Annotated in this window: 3 protein-coding genes and 1 pseudogene; all 4 read right to left on the bottom strand. The window is 72.9% G+C overall.

Going from position 1 to position 4,173, the window contains the following annotated elements; all coding sequences use genetic code 11:
- Window positions 1-1,514 (bottom strand): annotated as a pseudogene (locus VR44_RS41065) (dipeptide ABC transporter ATP-binding protein); the annotation flags it as partial.
- A gap of 77 nt (window positions 1,515-1,591) precedes the next feature.
- Window positions 1,592-2,431 (bottom strand): ABC transporter permease, encoded by an 840-nt coding sequence (locus VR44_RS10315; protein WP_045947122.1) that lies wholly within the window; start codon window positions 2,429-2,431, stop codon window positions 1,592-1,594.
- Window positions 2,432-2,434: 3 nt separating this feature from the next.
- Complete coding sequence (locus VR44_RS10310; protein ID WP_045947121.1) at window positions 2,435-3,379, bottom strand: ABC transporter permease; 945 nt, start codon at window positions 3,377-3,379, stop codon at window positions 2,435-2,437.
- 4 nt (window positions 3,380-3,383) lie between these two features.
- Window positions 3,384-4,173, bottom strand: a 790-nt coding sequence (locus VR44_RS10305; protein ID WP_045947120.1) for an ABC transporter substrate-binding protein, incomplete at its 5' end; no start/stop codon positions are given.

Below are 4,173 nucleotides of genomic sequence, written 5' to 3'. Positions count from 1 at the left end.
GCGCTGGCGCTGGCCGCCGGAGAACGCGCGCGGGTGGCGCCCGGCGGCCTCCGGATCCAGTCCGACCTGCCGCAGCAGCGCGGCCACCCGCTCCGCCCGCTGCGCACGGTCGCCGAGGCCGTGTGCGATCAGCGGCTCGGCGATGATCTGGCCCACGGTCATCCGGGGGTTGAGCGACGAGAAGGGATCCTGGAAGACCATCTGCACTTCGCGCCGCAGTGCCCGGGAGGTTTCCGGGGACGCCCCGGACAGCTCCCGTCCCCGGAACCGGACGACGCCGGAGGTGGGTTCGTGGACCTGGACGATGGTGCGCGCGAGCGTGGACTTGCCCGACCCCGACTCGCCCACGATCCCCAGCGTTTCGCCGGGGTGCAGGACGAGGTCGACCCCGTCCAGGGCGGCCAGCGGATCGCGGCGCCCGCGGCGCCCCCGGCCCGGGAACGTCTTGCGCAGCCCGGTGACCTCCAGCAGCGGTGTGGCGGCCCGGTCCGGGGCCGGCCGGCTGCGAACGTCCTCGGTGGGTTCCGCGATGACCACGTCCTTCGGACCGGTGACCCAGCACGCGGCGCGGACGTCGTCCGAAGCCCGGGTCAGAACGGGCACCTGCTCGCGGCAGCGGTCCTCGGCCCGCGCGCAGCGGGGCGCGAAGGCGCACCCCCGGGTGGAGGCGGCGGGGTCGGGCGGGCTGCCGGGAATGCTGCGCAGCCGGGTTCCCGAAGGGGACTCCAGCCGTGGCACGGCCGCCAGCAGTCCGGCGGTGTAGGGGTGCCGGGGGTCCGCGAGGACCCGGTCGGTGGGCCCGTCCTCGACGACCGTACCGCCGTACATGACCAGCACACGACGGCAGGAGCGGGCGACGACACCGATGTCGTGGGTGATGAGCACGAGAGCGGTGCCCGTTTCCCTGTTCAGCCGTTCGAGCAGGGTCAGGGTCTGGTCCTGGACCGTGGCGTCGAGCGCCGTGGTCGGTTCGTCGGCGATCAGGACGTCGGGTTCGTCGGCCAGCGCGAGGGCGATCATGACGCGCTGGCGCATACCGCCGGAGAACTGGTGCGGGTGGTCGTCGATGCGCCGCGCGGGGTCGGGAATGCCGACCAGGTCCAGGAGTTCCAGCGTGCGGCGGCGGCGTGAGCGCCGGTCGCCGCGGCCGTGTGCGCGCATCGCCTCGTCCAGGTGCTGTCCGATGGAGAGCACCGGGTTGAGGGAGGCCATCGGGTCCTGGAAGACCATCCCGATCCGCCCGCCGCGTACCCGGCGCAGTGCCTCGTCGGAAGCGGTGGCGAGATCCTGGCCGTCGAGCAGCACGGAGCCGTCCGTGATGCGGCCGCCGCCCGGGAGCATGCGCGTCAGGGCGAGGGCCAGGGTCGACTTGCCAGGGTCGACTTGCCCGAGCCGGACTCGCCCACGATTCCCAGGGTGTCCCCGGCGGCGAGGGAGAGGTCGACGCCCCGGAGCGCGTGCGCGGTCCGGCCGCCGAGCGGGAACTCGACGTGCAGGCCGCGCACGTCCAGCACCGGGCGGGCAGCTGGGCGGGAAGCGGTGGTGTCGGTCGTGTCGGTGCTATTGGTGGTGGTGCGGGTCGTGGCCTGGGTCACTGCCGGATCCCCCGGTTCAGGGCTTCCCCGACGAGCGTGAAGCCGATGACGAGTGCGGTCACCGCGACCAGCGGTGCCACCGCGAAGGAGGGGTGGGTGCCCATGTAGCCCGTGGACTGGCTGAGGATGCTGCCGAGCGAGGGCTCCGGGGGCCTGATGCCGACCCCGATGAAGCTCATGGCGCCCTCGATGAACACGGCGATCGACAGGGCGGTGGCGATCTGCACCACGATGGGGTCGATCGCGTTGGGCAGGACGTGGCGGAACAGGACGCGCAGCCGCCCCGCGCCGCCGACGTGTGCGGCGAGGGCGTACTCGCGTTCGCGCTGGACGAGGATGCCGCCCCGCAGCAGCCGGCCGAAAGCCGGTGTCTCCGCCAGGGCGATGACGGCCACGACGGGCAGCCGGCCCGGCCCCCAGATGGCGGTGACGGTCAGGGCGAGGATCAGCCCGGGGAAGGCCAGCACCAGGTCGAACGCCCGCTGGACGGCGGCATCGGCAGCCCGGGAGGAGACCGAGAGCAGGGCGAGGGCGCAGCCCGCCGCGGCGGCGAGGGGCACGGCCGTCAGCCCGATGGCGAGGTCGGCGCGGATGCCGTGGAGCACCCGGCTGAAGAGGTCCCGTCCGAGGTCGTCCGTGCCGAACGGATGCCGCGACGAGGGACCGAGCAGGGCGTCGCCGCTCTGCGCCAGCGGGTCGGCGGAGGTGAGCAGCGGCGCCAGCAGGGCGGCCAGGGCGAGCCCGGACACCAGGGCGAGTCCGGTGATGCCCCGGACGGTGAGCAGTCCGCCCACGTACCGGTTGCGGGCGCGGAGCGGGAGGGTCGTGGTGGTCATGGTTCACTCCCACCTGATCCGGGGGTCCAGCCAGGCGTAGACGATGTCGGTGAGCAACTGGACGGCGACGAACACCCCGACCAGCAGCAGGAGCAGGGCCTGCACGACGGGGTAGTCGCGGCGGACCACCCCCTGCTCGGCGAGCATGCCGAGCCCCGGCCAGGCGAAGACCGCTTCGACCACCACGGCTCCACTGAGCAACTGCCCGATCTGCATGCCGAGTACGGTGACGGAGGACGGCAGGGCGTTGGGCAGCGCGTGCCGCCAGATGATGCGCCGGCGGGTGACGCCCACGGCCGTCGCCGTCCGTACGTAGTCCTCGGCCAGGGCGCGCTCCAGCCCGTCCTTGAGGTAGCGGCCGAGGACGGCGGCGCTGGGCAGCGCGAGGCACAGAGCGGGCAGCAGCAGGTACTGCAGGCCGATGTCGGGGGCGTCGAGCACCGACTGGTACCCGCCGGCGGGCAGCAGGCGCAGGGCCACGGCGAACACCAGCACCAGCACGATGCCGGTGACGAACGGCGGCACGGCCAGCGCGGCCGTGGCGACCGCCCGCGCCGCGGCGCGCACCCCGCGACCGCGCCCGGTCGCCCCGGCCAGCCCCAGGGCCAGGCCGAGCGCGACCGTCAGCACCAGGGCGCCGATGGTCAGCTCCACGGTCCGGCCCAGCCCCTGCCCGATGAGGTCGGAGACCTCGCCGCCGATGGCGTACGAGGGCCCGAGGTCGCCGCGTACGAGGTCGCCGAGCCAGGTGACGTACTGGGCCGACAGCGGTCGGTCCAGGCCGAGCCGGGCGCGGATCGCCTCGACGGCCGCGGGTCCGGCGTCCGGTCCGGCCAGGGTGGTGGCCGGGTCGCCCGGGATGAGGCGCAGGATCACGAAGATGACGAACGAGGCGAGCACCAGGACGAGCAGCGCGGAGGGAACCCTCTTCAACAGGTAGGAGCGCACGGCGTCACACCAGGTACGCGTCGTCGAGGATGAGGTAGCCGAACTTGTTGAGGTCCGCTCCGTGGACCTTCGCCGTGGCGACCTCCACCTGAGCCTCCACCGCGAGGTCGATGATGAAGGCCTCGTCGAGGAGTTGGTCGCTGATCCGCTGGTAGGCCGCCAGCGCCTCGGGGCCCTCCGCGTCATCGCGCACCCAAGCCGCCCGTACCGCCTCGGTATACGCGGGCGAGCTGAACTGGGAGGTGTTCTTGGCCTCGTTGAAGGGGTAGGCACTGACCGCCAGGGTGGACGGGTGGACCTGGGCGAACCCGTGGCCCATCGTCCACAGCGCCGGCATCTGCTGGGCGATCAGCTTCTTCTGCATGGTCGCCGAGTCGTACGGCTGGAGCTCGGTGGTGATGCCGATCTGCTTCAGGTCGTACTGGATGATCTGCGCGATGGCCGTCACCCTGGGGACCGACGCGTGGGCCAGCGGCAGGGACAGGCTGTCGTGCCCGGCCTCCGTCAACAGGGCCCGCGCCTTGTCCGGATCGTGCTGGTAGCGGGTGGCATTGGCGTCGCTGTACGCCGGGGAGGACTTCGGCCAGGGGGCCGCGCTCGCCTGGCCGTAGCCGCCGAGGACCTGCTTGACGATGCGCTCGCGGTCGACGGCCCAGGACAGCGCCTGGCGCACGCGCTTGTCGCTCGTGTACTGCTCCTTGACGTTCGCGCCCAGGTAGAGGGCGCCGGCGCCCGTGTCGTACCCCTTGATCCGGAACTGCTTGTCGTCCTTCAGCTGCGCCACGTCCTGGCCC

The organism is Streptomyces katrae, from assembly GCF_000966975.1.
Classification (GTDB): Bacteria; Actinomycetota; Actinomycetes; order Streptomycetales; family Streptomycetaceae; genus Streptomyces; species Streptomyces katrae.
This window is presented reverse-complemented; position numbering and strand designations above follow the sequence as displayed.

Excerpts from the sequence above, each read along its gene's own strand:
- VR44_RS10315 (WP_045947122.1), bottom strand. The coding sequence starts at position 2,431 with ATGACCACCACGACCCTCCCGCTCCGCGCCCGCAACCGGTACGTGGGC.